This is a genomic window from Neobacillus sp. NRS-1170, from assembly GCF_050468025.1.
Window position 1 is genome coordinate 1 of sequence record NZ_JBITPF010000086.1, and the last position, 14,530, is coordinate 14,530.

Sequence of the window (14,530 nt, forward strand, 5' to 3'; positions counted from 1 at the left end):
CCCTTACCTATCTGTATTAACAAGTGTTGGTTATGTTTTTAGGAGGAACTAAAATGAATGACATTAAAGCTAGCCATTGTATAAACGTTAGGCATATTGCTGGTGCACAGGATGATTATAGAATTAGTGTCGATTTTGAAGGAAATATTATTTTATTAACAGAACAGAAGGTACAAAGAAGATACTTGCATAAGGTTTTTCATGTTGTAAATGGAAAAATAAATAAAATAGAACTCCCTTCGGTATTGGAAGCATTTGATTTTGTTCAACCCCTTGGTGAGAATTGGTTATTGGTTAGTGCAAGAACTGACAAGGAAGAGGGGTATTTAAGGAACGGTACCTTATTTGGTGTTCACGGAAATGTGTTAAAAAAGTTCGAGTTTGATGATGCAATTCAAGATGTACAAACGACAAAGGATTCTGATATATGGGTAAGTTATTTCGATGAAAATATGGATTCAGGTTTAAGATGTTATGATAATGATGGAGTCAAAACATTTGATTACGTCGATTTTGTCATTCAAACAGGGAGAAAAGTTCCATTCATAAGCGATTGTTACGCTTTAAACGTCACTTCTAAAGACACAAATATTTATTATTATTCTGACTTTCCACTTGTTACACTAAATAAGACGGGCTATAAGATTATTCGTAATGTTCCTATCAAAGGAAGTCATGCATTTGCTATCAAAAATGATCTAGTTATGTTTAGTCATGGTTATAACCATAGGGCAGTGGTGTACTTGTATTCTTTAAGGGACAAGAAAAAAAAGAAACTTCAAACGGTAAATCAGAGCGGAGAAGAACTGAAATATGATTATGCTGTTGGCAGAGGGAGCAAATTGTTCTTAGTTAAGGATGATGATGTTTATTTAATAGATATGGAAGATGAAAAGTTTGTGAATGAATATACTTAAAGTAACGGGTGCAAGAGTTAAAGAGTGGATGGCTGCGGCGATCCTTTTTTCCTGTGGTACTAACGAAGCAGGATAGTTTAAGTGGAATAAAGAATAATATTAATTAAATCTTCAAGCTTGGAGGCAAACCATGGATATTAAAGTTGAAGACTTATACGATTTGATATATAACTGGAAGAATTACCAAAAGGAAGCAGACGAAATTAAGGATATGATTAAATCAAAAAAACATGATGCAATGACAGTCCTCGATGTTGCATGTGGGACGGGAAGGCATATGGAATATTTAAATAATTATTATACGATTGACGGCATAGACATCAGTGAACGGTTTATTGAAATCGCAAAAGAACGAAACCCTGATTCAAATCTTTGGTGCAAGGATATGACAACCTTCGAAATAGAACAACAATATGATGTCGTGATGTGTCTTTTTAGTGCGATTGCTTATGTCAAAACTTATAAAGATTTGGTACATACATTAAAGCAAATGAAAAAACATACAAAACCTAAAGGTCTTATAATAGTTGAACCTTGGTTCGCACCAGATACATTTTATGATGGCAATATTTCGGTTACTACTGGCGAAAATGATGAAATGAAAGTAAGCCGTATGTACTTATCGGAGAAAAAAGGGAATGTTTCTATCCTTCATTTTGAATATTTGGTAGGTACAAAAAAAAGAATCATGCATTTATCTGAAATGCATGAACTGGGATTGTTCACGGAAAATGAAATGCTTTCTGCATTTAAAGAAGCGGGACTTGATACGGAATATGATCCCCAAGGTATAACTGGAAGAGGTATGTATATTTCAAAGTGTATTTAACGGAAATGGTTAGAACAATAATAAGATACTGAAATTGAACTGATATAACCATTAATAAATTTAGAGAGTATATAATAGAAACATTTAGCCCTATTGCAAAAGACTAAAAATAAATATATCGAGATTGTGAAGTTTTATACTTAAAGTAACGGGTGCTTATGTTGAACAATCGGGTAGCCCGCGGCAGCCTTCTTTTTTATTGAACTAAAGTGGCAGGTTAGTTCAATAAGGAAAATGAATAATATTTAGTAATTTTATTGATTTTTCCTTATTTATTTACCAAACAGGTCGAATTCTTGTTGATATTTTATCATCATTTGCTTTATCAACTAATTTTTTTAAATCTTCTTTGAGCATTTGCAGTCGTTCAGCACCTATGTTTTCAATCCAGCGCCCTTCAATTTCAGTTAGTATCTCCTCTTTTGCTTTCATTACTAACCAACCACGTTCAGTCAAAACAATAATTTTCCCTCTCTTATCAGTTGGATGAGTTTCACGCATTACATAACCACTCTTCTCAAGAAAATCCACCATTGTACTCACAGCTTGCTTTGTAATTCCTAAATATTCAGCTAGTTCTATACCTGTTGCTCCATCAGGGATGATACGGTTAAACAAATAACCATGTACAGGTCTAATATCTTCAAATCCCAATTCACTCAATTTATCATGTAGCTCACTAATCGATGCACTAAAGGATAATGACAAAAGTGATGTGAGATCCAATTCCCTCAGTTTTTGATGATTCATACATAAAACCTCCTTAAATAAAGTCAATTAGGTTGACTACTTTCGGATTCTATTGTACTATGCAGAATATAGTCAATCAAATTGACTATATTTTAACGATGATATAGGATTCACCAATAGAATTTATATTTACTTAGGAGGTTTCAAATGGTTAGTCTGGTTAAAATTAGAGGAAGTATTTTTGCGCCATATGTTTGGTTGAAGCCTATTAAAGTTCCTGCAACAGGAAGGAGCTTTGAATATACTGGTGATGCACGTGAATTTACACCATACGCCGTAAACACAATGCGGTCAAGACTAGAGCAAGAAGTGATTATTGATTTTTATAAAAAAGAAATTTTCACATTTGCAGATGCTTGTATTACAACTGTAAAAATTACAAATCCAGATGGTTCTATTGAGCATAAAAAAGGAAAAACAAGTACAGAAAACATTGTATGTACGAATGTTGTGTGGAGCGCTGATGAAGTTTCTTTTGAAATGAAGGCAAGTGCCAGCAACCCTTTAGATGCAGCAGCACCTGCGGCTGACTATTTATTATCTATACGTGTTAGCAAAAGTGGAGCTTTGCAAATTGAAGGTTCTCATGATGGGTTCCCTTGCTATGAATTTTATAAGCAAACAGATTTTGGTCCATTTGAATTAATCTATAAACATGATTACAGAGAAACTGGTGACACTCCAAAAGCGCTAGCTGGAGAGATGGAATACAGCTTTAAAAAGTCAATTTAAATATAAATATAGATCAAAAGTGAATCACACTTAACAAGCAGTAGAGAGTATTAAAGGAAAAACAATTGATTGTTCTAAAGAAATTGTGATTTGTTTTGCTCAATGATTCAATGTTTTGTATTACTTAAAAATAAAATTACAGAGGTTTTTATCATGGCTAATATCGTTAAAATTAGAGCAAGTGTATTCATTCCAATGTCTTGGACTGCAATAGGTTGGACTGGACCTAAGAAAGAAAATCAAACGGGAAACTTAATCGAATTCGAAGGTGACTCACGTGAATTTACCCCTTATGCTGTAAACGCTATGCGTTCTAGAGTTGAACAAGAAGCAGTTGTAGATTTTCACAAAAAAGAAATTTTCACATATGGAAATACTGGTATAACAACGGAAAGAGTTACAACTCCAGATGGTTCCGTTAATAAAAGAACAGGAAAAGCTAGTACAGAACGTATTGTATGCACTGATATTGCTTGGGGTTCTTATGACATCAAGTTTCAAATGAGTGCAAGTGCTAGCAACCCATTAAATATAAATGCACCTGCTGTTGACTATCTTTTAACTGTGCATGTCAAAAAAGATGGTACTGTTGATATCGAAGGTAAACATGATGGATTCCCTTGCTATGAATTTTATAAACAAACAGATTTTGGTCCTTTTGAACAAATTCATATACATGATTTCAGAGAAACTGGTGACACGCCGGAAGCTCTAGGTGGAGAAATGGAGTATAGTTTTAAAAAGAATTTGTAAAGACAAAAATATACCCTTAAAAATATAACAACTTAAGAGGAGTAACAGGAGGAAATAAGAATGACAACAGTTTTATTTGTAAAAGCAAACAATCGTCCAGCAGACCAAGCAGTGAGTGTGAAATTATATGAGGCTTTTTTAGCAAGCTACAAAGAATCACATCCAAATGATACAGTTGTAGGCCTTGATTTATACAAGGAAGAATTACCCTATGTAGGTGAAGATATGATTAACGGTACATTTAAGGCTAGTAGAGGACTTGATTTAACAGCAGAAGAAGCAAAAGCAGTAGCTGTTGCTGATAATTATTTAGATCAATTCCTTGCAGCTGATAAAGTTGTATTTGGTTTCCCATTATGGAATTTAACAATCCCAGCCGTACTACACACATATATTGATTACTTAAATCGCGCAGGCAAAACGTTTAAATATACGCCAGAAGGTCCAGTAGGTCTGATTGGAGATAAGAAAATTGCATTATTAAACGCAAGTGGCGGTGTATATTCGGAAGGACCAAAAGCTGAAATGGAAATGGCTGTTAAATATGTAGCAAGCATGATGAGCTTTTTCGGTGTAAAAGATATGGAGAAAGTCGTGATTGAAGGTCACAACCAATTTCCTGATAAGGCAGAAGAAATTATTGCTGCAGGGCTTGAAAAAGCTGTTAAAGTAGCAAGTACGTTCTAATTAGTAAAACACTTTTCATTAAATATGGCAGTACCTACTCTTTTAGGAAATAAAATCAATCTCTTTTTATATCTTATGGTTTAATGTGTCATTAATTGTATTGAAGATAAGGAGGAGAAATGGGCACTGTTAGTGAAAAACATTCTGGCTGTTGTCCAAAGTTCATATGGAAAATACGGTTTTACTAGATGAAATTAGAGCAATTTGTCCTCAATCATTTATACGACATAATGAACCGATGGCAAATCATACTTTCATCCAAACAGGAGGAAATGCAGATATTTATATCAAGCCAGAAAATGTAGAAATGGTTCAAAAAATAACTATATACGCTTTTATCAATAAAGTTCCTTTAACGATACTTGGCTATGGAACAAATGTGATTATTCGAGATAACGGCATTCGAGGAATTGTAATGAATTTGGATGAACTAAATAAAATAAAGGTTCAGGAAAATGAAATCACTGCTGAAAGTGGAGCAAGTATCATTGATGTGACTAAAGTTGCACGTATTCATGATTTATCGGGGATAGAATTCGCATGTGGGATTCCTGGAAGTGTTGGAGGAGCTTTAATCATGAATGCAGGTGCCTATGGCGGAGAAATTGCATTTGTCCTAAAAAAGGCTAAAGTCCTGACGATGTCTGGCGATTTTCTCACACTTGATAAATCTGATTTTCAGTTTGGCTACAGAACAAGTATTTTTGAGAAAGAAAGACAAATTGTGTTGGAAGCGATTTTCCAACTTGAGAAAGAGAGTTCAGAACTAATCCAAGAAAAAATGGATAGATTTACATCACTTAGACAAAAAAAGCAACCTCTAGAATACCCTTCTTGTGGTAGCGTCTTTAAACGCCCTATCAATCATTTTGCCGGAAAATTAATTTCTGATAGCGGGTTACAGGGTAAAAGGGTTGGGGGTGCGGAAGTATCAAAGAAGCATGCAGGTTTTATTGTAAATGTAGACCATGCAACATCAACTGATTACCTTCACTTGATACGATATATCCAAAAAACGGTGAAAAATAAATATAAAATTGATATTGAAACAGAAGTGAAAATTCTAGGTGAGGAATAAGTCTTAAGTTTTATAAGGCAGTTCAATAAAAATACTTTTTATATGTAAAAAGTATATAGCTTATGCAACGGGTGCGATACTCCAAGAAGGAGATCGCCTTTTTTCTTTTTGCACAAAAAAGATTGTGAAAGGGTGTACTTAAACTATCGGAGCAGGTTAGTGAAAGAAGAAAACACTTAATGTGTTATTGTCCCTCATTATTCACTTGAGAATTAACAGACATAATTCAAAAAAAAGAGGGAAGCCCCTCTATGTTATCTTGTCAGTTGAAAAATGAATTGTTCTTTAAACTTTCGTTGGTCACTATTTTTATGTTTCCAGGTTACAGATACCATTAATGCTGTTGCCTTAGTATCTAAAGGAAAATTGGAATGGTGAAATGAGGGTTCTAAAGGCTTGCCTTCGTCGTATTTGGCTGTAAACAGTTCATAAAATGTTGACGCTGATTTAGGTATGTTTTTATATCCCTCAACCCTGACTAATTCAATATTTTCTTCACCAATATTTTTAATGTCTAGGCTGTATACATTATTCAACGCTGGTCTTATAGACTGGTTAAGCTTTTTATCACTATGGTCTGGCTTTCCAACTGTTACTTTCCATTGTTTTGTTTCTAGTGTCCGAGGCAAGTTTTCCAATACGTTAGCTTCTGAGTCATTTGGCATTATCATTGTAGATACTATAAAAAATAAAAGAAATAATGCTATTTTTTTCACTATTTCACATCCTTTTTTAAGATTAGTTTGGTATTTGTTTAACCTATTCATTCAAACAAAATAGTAATGAATAAAACGATAACTGTGTTACCCCTTGTTTAACTAACGGGTGCAAGAGTTTAAGATCCAGATGCCAACTTGGCAGCTATAATAAGCGGTAAAAGTAAATTTCACAAAAAAAACTTCTGGTACAAGTAAAAAAACCCATCATTTAGACGGGGTTTCATATATTATGAACGGTTCATTTCTTCTCTCCGTTTTCTGGCATCAAATGTATAATCACCAGACTTACTTTCAATAAACTGCGAAACAGCAACCGACATTAACCCAATTGGGATTGTTACTGCAAGCACAAAGACCGCGTAATACCAGCGATAATCGGAATCAATCATCCTTAATGAAAATATTAGGTTAATGGCGATGATCACACCTGTAATAATTGCAAAATAGCCCGCCCATTTTAATGCATTTGCCATGAATAATCCCTCCAATTTCTATATATTCCTCATTTTACCATGAGTACAGATATTTTGGTCCAAACACCTCTAAAAAAAGCCACCAAAATAAACATTTTTCAATTTGTATGTAAAGGAAAATCACTTGATGCGAATTGATTTAACAGAGAATGGTTTATTTAAATTAGCACCAATTGTTTCCGCTAATGGGATAAGAATATTAATTATTAATTTCGGATTGAGGAATTTAATAGGTGCTAATCCGAACCCAAATAAAATCATTAGAATATATTATATTGGGAAATTTGGATAGGACATTTCACTCCTTTGGAAGGCACAATTATTTGTGCCTTTTATGTTTACTTTTATTACACTGGGGGTCTTTCTTGCAGGCATTAGGGAATCTCCGTGTTGGGTTTCGATTGTTCAACACCTATAAGATTGTGAAAAAATGTAATTTAATTGCAGAAGTTAAACAGTGAGTTGCTGTGCAGCTCTTTTTTCTTGTTCCACTAACTGGCAGGTTAGTTGAATAGCAGCTAATAATTGTTCAAAATGGTAAGTGTGATCATTGTTCGTCGAAGAGAGGCTGAATATGAATAGTCATTTTAATGAAGAAGAGTACAATAAACTTATTGAAAAATACAATTACAAGGATATGTTGCACGATGCTTTTAAACAGGTGATTACACCCGAATTTAAAAAGCACGGATTCAAAAAGAAAGGAAAGACCTTTTATCGAGAACGAGAAGGGCTTATTGAAATTTGCGAAGTGCAATATTCAAGAGGAAATCATCGAACGACGGCAAGTTTTACTTATAACATAAGTATCGCCGTCCCTTCTTTATACACCTCGCTTGGAATACAGGAAAGTAATGAACTTAATACATATAATTTGCCTGCTAAGGTTGATGACTGGTTTTACTTAGAAGCGTACAGCCAAGAGAAACCTTCTGTCGTTTATTATGAAGTGGAATTGAATGAAGCTGAAATTTCAAAGCAGAAATTATTCGAATCTAATTGGGAAAATCGTTATAACGTCAAAACTGGAGAAGGGTTCATTGAAGTGTTGGTGGAAGATATTGAAAAGGTAATTCTCACTTACTTTCAATCAATTCCTGATGCAAAGTCATTAATTGAACATCTTAGAAAAGATGAACCAAGAGGAGAAATTGACGTACAAATGATGTATCGTTTAGGGTACCTTTATTATGTAAACGGTGAACAGGAAAAAGGAAGAGAAATATTAAAAAGGATACACAATGGTGCATATAAAGTAGCCATTAATGATGATATTGAATCAGGGAGAATTGTTTTGTGAGCCACTTTTTCCCCTATCCTTATTGAACTAAAGGGTGCTTTCCTTAAAGAACTGGCTGCAAAAAATGCAGCCTTTTTTGTTATTCGATTTTTAACGAAGCAGGTAGTTAAAGAAGTGGATCTTGATAATCTTAGAAATTAAAGGATATAAGGGATCTTAATGGAATAATTTAAATGATAATTTCAATTCTCATTATAATGTCAGGAGATGAATTTATTTGTTTGAAACAGAAAGATGTTTTATTAGAAGCCTGCAAAAATCGGATTATGTTGATGTGAAAAAAATATATGTTAATACGGAAGTAAGAAAATATCTTGGTGGCATACGCCAGGACGATTCTATTGAAGTTGTATTAGACGATATGCTTAATTCAAGTGATAACTCTTTTTATTGGGTTGTCAGAGAAAAACACACAGATGAATTTATTGGTTTGGTTTCTCTTGACCCTCACCACGATGGCGTTTACCTAGAAATTTCATATCAGTTATTACCAAATTGGTGGGGAGCAGGTTATGCAACTGAAGTAGTTCAAGTGATTATTAATTTTGCTTTAAATGAATTGAACCTTCTAAAAGTAGTTGCAGAAACACAAACTGCTAATACTTCCTCTTGTAAGCTCTTAGAGAATTTAGGTATGAAATTAGAACGAACGATTAGCAGATTTGGAGCTGAGCAAGCAATTTATACTATTAAATCGTCCTAATTATAATCGAAGAAGTCTTTCTTCAGCTAAAGGGTAGCAAGAGATAAAGATGGAGGTCGCTACGGTGATCCTTTTTTCTTGTTGCACTAACGGGGCAGTTGAACAAGGGATTATATAATTATGTTGATTTTTTTATATTTAAAAAATTATCGAAATAATGGTGATAATTATAGTCAACCTACGATAATATTAAGCAAAAATTAAAGCACTCGATGCACGAGTGCTAATTGACTCCCAAATCAGAAATCTGTTTGATGTTTATTCCAGTGGTGTTAGGTCGGAGAGTTTAACTAACTTTATATCATTATCTTTTTTTACTTCGCAATACCCACTATCGTAAATCCAATGAATAACATAAATTTCTGATTCGAAAATTACTTTGCTTCCAATAACCAATACAATGATGCCCCCTATTCTGATTGAGAGCCGTTAATTAAAATACCATTGAAAACGGCAACACATCAAAAGGTAGTTTTTGGATAATAACCAAATACAAAGTTTCGATTTTTAATAATTTCAGGTGTTCATAAAAGCAGCTTTTATTCTTTCACTAACGAAGCAGTTTACTTAAATAATAGTTTTAGAAAAACAAAATTGGAACATCCATTCAAAAATTATGTAATAGAGGATCGGGACTTCCCAAATCCTCCTCAAATATTCATTAGCTTTTCTTTTAACAACAGTGTCCGTAATGGTGCCAAGGATGATGAAAACCGAAACCACCATAGAAAGGATAATGGTGATGATGAAAACCGTAACCATACGGATGATAGCCGTATCCCATCATCGGATAACCAAATGATCCATAGTAAGGAGGCATTTAGACACCTACTTTCATTCTATATTTTATTACACTTTAGACATATGTCTTTTGGATTGGATATGAGCTTATCTAATTTGAAAATAGGCACAACTGAATCGAGTCTAATCTATTTTAATTAACAAGAAATGTTATTTGTAATTCTAAACATAGTGAGCATTAACAAAGTGGAACATGAATTGATTTTCTTCAAGGAGGATGCCTTTTTAATAAAATATAAAAAGACCACTCCATGTAACTGAGCAGTCTTAGCATCGGGGAGGTGATTCCCTTGGACAATATATGACAGATACTAAATCTTAGAACAATTAATGTTGTCCTTCTTCAACTAAAGGTAGCAGTTTAGTGTAAGAAGGAAAATATTTTCTTAAAGCGAATTTAATATACATTCAATCAATCAATTTTAGGAAGATAATTCTATGTTGGATTTAGATAAAACAGAGGGGTCTGACGCTAAAAGCATTTTAATGATGACTGCGGCTTATGTAGAAACGGTAAAAGAAGGAAATGGAAACTTTACAAGTGATAAGTGTGTAGATGCTCTAATAGGGTTATTCAATGGCATCCCTGAACCAGATGTACTTAAAAGGCTCAAGAAAATGGAAAATAAGAATAAACAAAAGTTCTTATTCTGCTAACGGGTGCATGAATTAAAATTTAGCTGCCATTTATGATAGCTTTTTTTTATTGATCTAATATTTGCAGGATATTACATATAGGGAACGAATATAATGCTATAGAACTAAGTCAAAAGAGGGAAGAGTATGATTTTTTTATAGGGGGTAAAAATGTTCGAGAAAATCGTGGTATCAAGGGATCCAAAAATGATTCGGAAAATTCTCTGCGGAGTGCTTGCAGCCATGATTGTATCGGGGATGGTCATATTATTCCTAATGTATGCAATGGCGGAATCGGAAGATAAGTATAACATGGTAGATCTGATAATATTCTCGATTGTGGCACTTTTATTTTCGCCTTTGGTAGGTGCCTTTAACCCAGGATCCTATGTAGTAGGAGTTGTTTTTGGATGGATTAGTTATAAGAAAGAAAAGATTATAGAACGTATCTTAATTCAAATTGCAACGTACTCCATCTCCATTATGTTCCTTTATTTACTTTTGGAACTTTTTGGGGAACTTATGGGGGATGAAGGCTTTTTCTCCTGGGGAGATCATCTTTTCGTCTTTTTAATTATTGTTATTTTCGGAATAATTACTGCTTTTCTTCATTTGGGGCTAGAAAAGTTGTTCGAAAGAAAAGGGAAAAAAGAAAGCATAACTACACTTAAGAACTCTTATATAGAAGAGGCTCCATTAGAAGAAATTCCGTTAGAAGAAAATACCTTATTAAATGAACAACAGAAGCGGGTGCCAACCTTATTTGCAGAACAACACAAGGTAGTTCAAATAAATACATCGTACTACGATTCAAAATGGGGATCTGCTCAAAATCCAGCAAAGAAAAACACATGGAACTGGGTAGCCTTTTTTTTTCCTTTATTTTGGTTGGCACATCGAAAAATGTATAAATGGTTTTTGGTTTTTGGACTAATAGGAACGCTTAAACTCTTACCCCAGCATTTTTCCGATAATCCTATCTGGGGGTATATCAATACCCCCTATTATTTGGTAATCGCTATAATAGTAGGATGGTTCGGAAACCGCTGGTATTATAACCATACTTCTCAAGTTCTGAAACAAGCTAAAGCTCTTCCTGAATCACAAAAAGATGCCTATTTGCAAAAAAAAGGCGGAACGAACATCGGTATGATGCTCGGACTATGTGCCCTTTTATATCTGTTTTATTTTGTTGCAGACGGAGTATTCTACATTTTACCGACAGAAACCAATGTAAAAACAGTCGTGAGTATGAGTGACGAAGGCCTTGCTTTAGAATTCAATACAGATGAACCGAGATGGAAGTATGTCAAAAGAGAAGGTGACCACCATGTGGTAGAATTTACAGGTTATGATAAGAGTAAAAAAGAAAATTTACACATTGTCTTTTTTGTTTACTTCATTGAGGATAGTTTTGAATGGAAACAAATTTACATTAATGGTAAGAAGTTAAGCAAAAAGGAAGCGGAAGATTATGAATTTAGAATTGTAGAAGAATTATCGTATTGACCTAAAATGTTAAAGTAATGGGGAGCGTATGGTATTACTTGATGTAAGAATTTATTGAAATACGAATTCCTTGTCATTAGTATGGAGTTCACTACTTATAATTTGTTTTTACATCGGATTTAACGTTTATTGTTGTACTAAAGGGTGCAAGAGTTAAAGAATGGGATGGCTGCGGCGATCCCTTTTTTATTGCACTAACTGGCAGAATACTTGAAGAAGGAAATGATAAATTTGTTATTGAATTAATAATAATGAAAGATTTATGAGTGAAGGAGTTTTATCTAAATGCAGAATGTGCGAAATTTAATTGAAACAAAGAAACCTGGCGTTGATGAATTGGATATAAAGCTGGCTGAGGAAAAGTTAGGTGTAATTTTTCCCGAACAGTACAAAGAACTTTTTAAGTTAGTAAATAATGCGGAGATTGGTGAATGGATTCTCTATCCTATTAATACCCAAATAAACCCTAAAAAAACTTGGGATGATGTTGTTAGACAAAATAAGGAAGTAAGAGAAGAAAGAATGTCTGATGACCTTATTGCGATTGGTGATGATGGTTCTGGAGATATACTTTGCTTTAAAATGATGAACGGGAAAATGGGAGATACCATTTATCTTTGGTATCACGAAACAACAGAATTAGAAGAATATGCACCTAATTTAGAGGAATTTATTATTCGATTTTCTGAAGAATATGATGACCTTGATGATGAGTAAAAAGGAAAAGTCTTATTGAAGTATCGGGTGCAATAGTTCAAGATCGAAGAATGAATTACATAAAAAACCCGCTAGATTCTAGCGGGCATTTTTGTATTAACGGAAAGATCCACCGAATTGTTGTTCAGCCATTCTTACTAATCGTTTTGTTATTTCGCCACCAACAGAACCATTAGCTCTTGAAGATGTATCGGCTCCAAGCTGCACACCAAATTCTTGTGCAATTTCATACTTCATTTGTTCAAGTGCTTGCTCTACTCCTGAAACTAAAAGCTACATAAAGTTGGTAAGTTTTGGGTTCAGTAAGAAGAATTTTCTTTAATTATAAAATGTTTTCATAACACTCCAACAGTAGTTGCTGGGACGATTTCCTTTGTTATTGAGCTAACGGGCAGGTTAGTGGAACAACATCACTCCCCATATTCATTTAGACGAGCAAAATATTAAAGTTAGTCGGTTGACTAGCCTTTCTTAAATTTATTTTTTATTGAAAAGAATAATAAATTTAAAGCACTTGTTAATGAGATAAGTCCATAGAAAAATGAATCATATTTACTGTCACATTCTTGTAAATAAAATAAATTACACATAATAAATGCTAAAATTGCCATTATTCCAAATAGTAATGCTAGGACTAAAAATAACGGTTTGAAGCGTTTATAGTGTTTAGTCCAAATAAAATAACTCAATGCGATATGAAAACAAATATACAATATTGTTGTTGAAGATAGTGACATTTACTTTCCTCCCTTCACGTAATTTTATGATAATTCCGAAAAAATAAGACGGAAAGCCAATCGATTGACTAGCTTTCTACAACCTCAAAAATGGAGGAAGACTTCAAGGTGCAACCATTACAATTCCTACGTCTTGTATTGGATGTTCTGTAACACCTGATAACCGATTAAGGTGACTATTAAATGGAATAACGAAAATAAGGCTAAAACAAGATAAAGAATATTAAACCACTCTTTAAAGTAGTTTGTGAACAAATGTACTAAAACTAACGGGTTCAAAAGTTAAAGATCCGGATGGCTGCGGCTATCCCTTTTCTTATTCAGCTAAAGAAGCAGTATAGTTGAAGAAGAAATTCACTGAACATATTTAGATCATACATAAATTTGTTAATAAGGAGTAAACAAAGAAATTCGAGACAGTTCGCACATCTAATCTTCCTCTTTACGGCAAAAAGAGGTAAAGTCTTGCAAGAACCCTCTGAAAGGCGTTGCAAAACAGTTATTCTTCTGTTTCAGCTCACAGTAATCTCCCTTACCAGCCGATCCCAAAATAGTACCAGTAATACCATTCCACATAGCAGACCCAGAAGACGCCCCAGATGATCCAAAATAAGGGGATAAAATTCAACCATTTGATAACCTTGTATTTGCCAAGCGCATAGCAGATCCATGAAACTACGGCAAACAGGATAAATGTCAGGATAAACGCAGGATAGGCATAGTAGGCGCAATACTTTGGAATCATGATGTCGCTGCTGTCAAAATAAAACGCGGTCAGCATGGATGGATAATATCCGATCCCTGCCAGTAATGCATACACCACTTGCATGATTACCATGTCTTCTAAGACCTCTTCTTTTTGCATTTTCCCACCACCAGTTCTCTTTTTACCAAGATATTCATCATCGGAATAGGATAGAAGTCCCGTCTTACCGCTTGGGTTTTCTTGTAAGTCTGGCAAATAACCATGCTGAAGGAACCAGCAAAAAAACAAGGCAGAAGGTCAGACTTGTCCCGGATGCTTAATTAATATTTGTTTTTGGGATTTCAAAGCGAGTGCAATCCTTTTATATGAAGGTCCTTTTTTTATTCCAAAAGAAAATTTGTGAAGCATTGTACTTAAACTATCGGGTGCAAGAGTTTAAGACCTGGGCTGTCATTATGGCAGCCTTTTCTTAGTGTGCCAGGC

The 14,530-nt window shown here is 34.1% G+C and carries 17 protein-coding genes and 1 pseudogene; 11 read left to right on the plus strand and 7 right to left on the minus strand.

Annotated elements, in window-relative coordinates:
* Window positions 1-53 precede the first annotated feature (53 nt).
* Both ACIFOT_RS28855 and ACIFOT_RS28860 read left to right on the plus strand, forming a co-directional pair.
* Window positions 54-917: a hypothetical protein gene (locus ACIFOT_RS28855; protein ID WP_430071374.1), complete on the plus strand. Its 864-nt coding sequence runs from the start codon at window positions 54-56 to the stop codon at window positions 915-917.
* Window positions 918-1,047: 130 nt separating this feature from the next.
* Window positions 1,048-1,746 (plus strand): class I SAM-dependent methyltransferase, encoded by a 699-nt coding sequence (locus ACIFOT_RS28860; RefSeq protein WP_430071377.1) that lies wholly within the window; start codon window positions 1,048-1,050, stop codon window positions 1,744-1,746.
* Window positions 1,747-2,022: 276 nt separating this feature from the next.
* On the opposite strand, the gene ACIFOT_RS28865 is transcribed toward ACIFOT_RS28860, so the two are convergent.
* Window positions 2,023-2,496: a MarR family winged helix-turn-helix transcriptional regulator gene (locus ACIFOT_RS28865; protein ID WP_430071380.1), complete on the minus strand. Its 474-nt coding sequence runs from the start codon at window positions 2,494-2,496 to the stop codon at window positions 2,023-2,025.
* 147 nt (window positions 2,497-2,643) lie between these two features.
* Between ACIFOT_RS28865 and ACIFOT_RS28870 the strand changes: the two genes are divergently transcribed.
* From ACIFOT_RS28870 to murB, 4 genes are all read left to right on the plus strand, one after another.
* Window positions 2,644-3,228 (plus strand): DUF3238 domain-containing protein, encoded by a 585-nt coding sequence (locus tag ACIFOT_RS28870; protein ID WP_430071382.1) that lies wholly within the window; start codon window positions 2,644-2,646, stop codon window positions 3,226-3,228.
* A 153-nt stretch (window positions 3,229-3,381) separates the two neighbouring features.
* Window positions 3,382-3,981 carry a DUF3238 domain-containing protein gene (locus ACIFOT_RS28875; RefSeq protein WP_430071385.1) on the plus strand — a complete coding sequence of 200 codons (600 nt, stop codon included), beginning with the start codon at window positions 3,382-3,384 and terminating at the stop codon, window positions 3,979-3,981.
* A gap of 60 nt (window positions 3,982-4,041) precedes the next feature.
* The gene (locus ACIFOT_RS28880; protein ID WP_430071388.1) at window positions 4,042-4,668 is read left to right on the plus strand and encodes an FMN-dependent NADH-azoreductase; all 627 of its coding nucleotides are present in this window, start codon (window positions 4,042-4,044) and stop codon (window positions 4,666-4,668) included.
* 166 nt (window positions 4,669-4,834) lie between these two features.
* Window positions 4,835-5,746 carry a UDP-N-acetylmuramate dehydrogenase gene (gene murB / locus ACIFOT_RS28885; RefSeq protein ID WP_430071391.1) on the plus strand — a complete coding sequence of 304 codons (912 nt, stop codon included), beginning with the start codon at window positions 4,835-4,837 and terminating at the stop codon, window positions 5,744-5,746.
* A 254-nt stretch (window positions 5,747-6,000) separates the two neighbouring features.
* On the opposite strand, the gene ACIFOT_RS28890 is transcribed toward murB, so the two are convergent.
* Both ACIFOT_RS28890 and ACIFOT_RS28895 read right to left on the minus strand, forming a co-directional pair.
* Window positions 6,001-6,462: a hypothetical protein gene (locus ACIFOT_RS28890; RefSeq protein WP_430071394.1), complete on the minus strand. Its 462-nt coding sequence runs from the start codon at window positions 6,460-6,462 to the stop codon at window positions 6,001-6,003.
* Between the two features lie 230 nt (window positions 6,463-6,692).
* A complete protein-coding gene (locus ACIFOT_RS28895) occupies window positions 6,693-6,938 on the minus strand; it encodes a hypothetical protein (RefSeq protein WP_430071397.1) in 246 nt (81 codons plus the stop codon).
* Window positions 6,939-7,512: 574 nt separating this feature from the next.
* Between ACIFOT_RS28895 and ACIFOT_RS28900 the strand changes: the two genes are divergently transcribed.
* Window positions 7,513-8,238 carry a DUF4304 domain-containing protein gene (locus ACIFOT_RS28900; RefSeq protein ID WP_430071400.1) on the plus strand — a complete coding sequence of 242 codons (726 nt, stop codon included), beginning with the start codon at window positions 7,513-7,515 and terminating at the stop codon, window positions 8,236-8,238.
* Between the two features lie 217 nt (window positions 8,239-8,455).
* Window positions 8,456-8,941, plus strand: coding sequence for a GNAT family N-acetyltransferase (locus tag ACIFOT_RS28905; RefSeq protein ID WP_430071403.1), 486 nt, complete (start codon window positions 8,456-8,458; stop codon window positions 8,939-8,941).
* Between the two features lie 673 nt (window positions 8,942-9,614).
* Here ACIFOT_RS28905 and ACIFOT_RS28910 read toward each other — a convergent pair.
* Window positions 9,615-9,761 (minus strand): hypothetical protein, encoded by a 147-nt coding sequence (locus tag ACIFOT_RS28910; RefSeq protein ID WP_430071406.1) that lies wholly within the window; start codon window positions 9,759-9,761, stop codon window positions 9,615-9,617.
* Between the two features lie 419 nt (window positions 9,762-10,180).
* On the opposite strand from ACIFOT_RS28910, the gene ACIFOT_RS28915 reads away from it, so the two are divergent.
* The 3 genes from ACIFOT_RS28915 (at window position 10,181) to ACIFOT_RS28925 (ending at window position 12,604) form a co-directional block, all read left to right on the plus strand.
* Window positions 10,181-10,399: a hypothetical protein gene (locus ACIFOT_RS28915; RefSeq protein WP_430071410.1), complete on the plus strand. Its 219-nt coding sequence runs from the start codon at window positions 10,181-10,183 to the stop codon at window positions 10,397-10,399.
* A gap of 729 nt (window positions 10,400-11,128) precedes the next feature.
* Window positions 11,129-11,887, plus strand: coding sequence for a DUF2628 domain-containing protein (locus ACIFOT_RS28920; protein ID WP_430071420.1), 759 nt, complete (start codon window positions 11,129-11,131; stop codon window positions 11,885-11,887).
* A gap of 285 nt (window positions 11,888-12,172) precedes the next feature.
* Window positions 12,173-12,604 (plus strand): SMI1/KNR4 family protein, encoded by a 432-nt coding sequence (locus ACIFOT_RS28925; RefSeq protein WP_430071412.1) that lies wholly within the window; start codon window positions 12,173-12,175, stop codon window positions 12,602-12,604.
* Between the two features lie 96 nt (window positions 12,605-12,700).
* Here ACIFOT_RS28925 and ACIFOT_RS28930 read toward each other — a convergent pair.
* From ACIFOT_RS28930 to ACIFOT_RS28940, 3 genes and pseudogenes are all read right to left on the minus strand, one after another.
* Window positions 12,701-12,877, minus strand: a pseudogene (locus ACIFOT_RS28930) (small, acid-soluble spore protein, alpha/beta type); the annotation flags it as partial.
* A 188-nt stretch (window positions 12,878-13,065) separates the two neighbouring features.
* Window positions 13,066-13,341, minus strand: coding sequence for a hypothetical protein (locus ACIFOT_RS28935; protein ID WP_430071415.1), 276 nt, complete (start codon window positions 13,339-13,341; stop codon window positions 13,066-13,068).
* A 532-nt stretch (window positions 13,342-13,873) separates the two neighbouring features.
* Window positions 13,874-14,302 carry a hypothetical protein gene (locus ACIFOT_RS28940; RefSeq protein ID WP_430071418.1) on the minus strand — a complete coding sequence of 143 codons (429 nt, stop codon included), beginning with the start codon at window positions 14,300-14,302 and terminating at the stop codon, window positions 13,874-13,876.
* Window positions 14,303-14,530 lie beyond the last annotated feature (228 nt).

What these genes read in the sequence shown, in the direction of transcription:
- ACIFOT_RS28855 (WP_430071374.1), top strand. Translation starts at nt 54, where the DNA reads ATGAATGACATTAAAGCTAGCCATTGTATAAACGTTAGGCATATTGCT.
- ACIFOT_RS28860 (WP_430071377.1), top strand. Translation starts at nt 1,048, where the DNA reads ATGGATATTAAAGTTGAAGACTTATACGATTTGATATATAACTGGAAG.
- ACIFOT_RS28865 (WP_430071380.1), bottom strand. Translation starts at nt 2,496, where the DNA reads ATGAATCATCAAAAACTGAGGGAATTGGATCTCACATCACTTTTGTCA.
- ACIFOT_RS28870 (WP_430071382.1), top strand. Translation starts at nt 2,644, where the DNA reads ATGGTTAGTCTGGTTAAAATTAGAGGAAGTATTTTTGCGCCATATGTT.
- ACIFOT_RS28875 (WP_430071385.1), top strand. Translation starts at nt 3,382, where the DNA reads ATGGCTAATATCGTTAAAATTAGAGCAAGTGTATTCATTCCAATGTCT.
- ACIFOT_RS28880 (WP_430071388.1), top strand. Translation starts at nt 4,042, where the DNA reads ATGACAACAGTTTTATTTGTAAAAGCAAACAATCGTCCAGCAGACCAA.
- murB (WP_430071391.1), top strand. Translation starts at nt 4,835, where the DNA reads ATGGAAAATACGGTTTTACTAGATGAAATTAGAGCAATTTGTCCTCAA.
- ACIFOT_RS28895 (WP_430071397.1), bottom strand. Translation starts at nt 6,938, where the DNA reads ATGGCAAATGCATTAAAATGGGCGGGCTATTTTGCAATTATTACAGGT.
- ACIFOT_RS28900 (WP_430071400.1), top strand. Translation starts at nt 7,513, where the DNA reads ATGAATAGTCATTTTAATGAAGAAGAGTACAATAAACTTATTGAAAAA.
- ACIFOT_RS28910 (WP_430071406.1), bottom strand. Translation starts at nt 9,761, where the DNA reads ATGCCTCCTTACTATGGATCATTTGGTTATCCGATGATGGGATACGGC.
- ACIFOT_RS28915 (WP_430071410.1), top strand. Translation starts at nt 10,181, where the DNA reads ATGTTGGATTTAGATAAAACAGAGGGGTCTGACGCTAAAAGCATTTTA.
- ACIFOT_RS28925 (WP_430071412.1), top strand. Translation starts at nt 12,173, where the DNA reads ATGCAGAATGTGCGAAATTTAATTGAAACAAAGAAACCTGGCGTTGAT.
- ACIFOT_RS28935 (WP_430071415.1), bottom strand. Translation starts at nt 13,341, where the DNA reads ATGTCACTATCTTCAACAACAATATTGTATATTTGTTTTCATATCGCA.